This window comes from Streptomyces sp. SID12501 (assembly GCF_010550245.1).
In the GTDB taxonomy this organism is placed as follows: Bacteria; Actinomycetota; Actinomycetes; order Streptomycetales; family Streptomycetaceae; genus Streptomyces.
In genome coordinates, this window is record NZ_JAAGLU010000161.1 from 1 (window position 1) to 801 (window position 801).

Annotated in this window: 1 protein-coding gene and 1 pseudogene; both read right to left on the reverse strand. The window is 71.8% G+C overall.

The features are described 5' to 3' along the window. On the reverse strand, nucleotides 1–417 hold a 417-nt coding region (hisF, locus tag G3I71_RS44980; RefSeq protein WP_343243282.1), incomplete at its 3' end, for a HisA/HisF-related TIM barrel protein. Next, nucleotides 414–801 (reverse strand): annotated as a pseudogene (locus G3I71_RS44985) (hypothetical protein); the annotation flags it as partial. The pseudogene G3I71_RS44985 and the gene hisF, both read right to left, overlap by 4 nt.

Here is an 801-nt window from a genome sequence, read left to right on the forward strand (position 1 = left end):
CACGTCGCCCGTCGTGCGGCGCGCGTCGATGGACAGGACGAGCACCTGCGACCCGAAGCGGTCGGCGATCTCGGTGATGAGCTCGGGCCGGGCGATCGCGGCCGTGTTCACCCCGACCTTGTCGGCGCCGGACCGCAGGAGCCGGTCGACGTCCTCGGGCGAGCGGACGCCGCCCCCGACGGTCAGGGGCACGAACACCTCCTCGGCCGTGCGGCGCACGACGTCGTAGGTCGTGGCCCGGTCGGACGACGACGCCGACACGTCGAGGAACGTCACCTCGTCGGCGCCCTCGGCGTCGTAGCGGCGCGCGAGCTCGACCGGGTCGCCCGCGTCGCGCAGGTTCGCGAAGTTCACGCCCTTGACGACCCGGCCCGCGTCGACGTCGAGGCACGGGATGACCCGCAGCGCGAGGCTCACGGCGTGGCCTGCGCGGGGGCGCCGGTCGCGAGGATGTCGATGACGAACACGACGGTCTTGCCCGCCTGCCGGAGCAGCGGCACGACGTGGGCGACCTCGTCGTAGTTCCCGTGCTCGTCGTCGCAGCCGATGAGGATCTGGTCGTAGACCTCACAGGTCACGTCGAAGAGGCGGTGGTTGCGGGCGAGGGTAATGGCATTGGTGCCGAGCACCATCACCGTGTCCGGCAGGCGGGTGTGGGCCAGCCGGGAGAGGGCGGGGAAGTCGCGGTGGACGGTCGGCTCGCCGCCATTGATGTGGAGTTGCCGGAACGGCACGGTCCCGAGCCGGTCCAGGATCCTCGCGAACAGCTCCAGGCTCATGTTCTCGCCGTGGGCGCCGTCG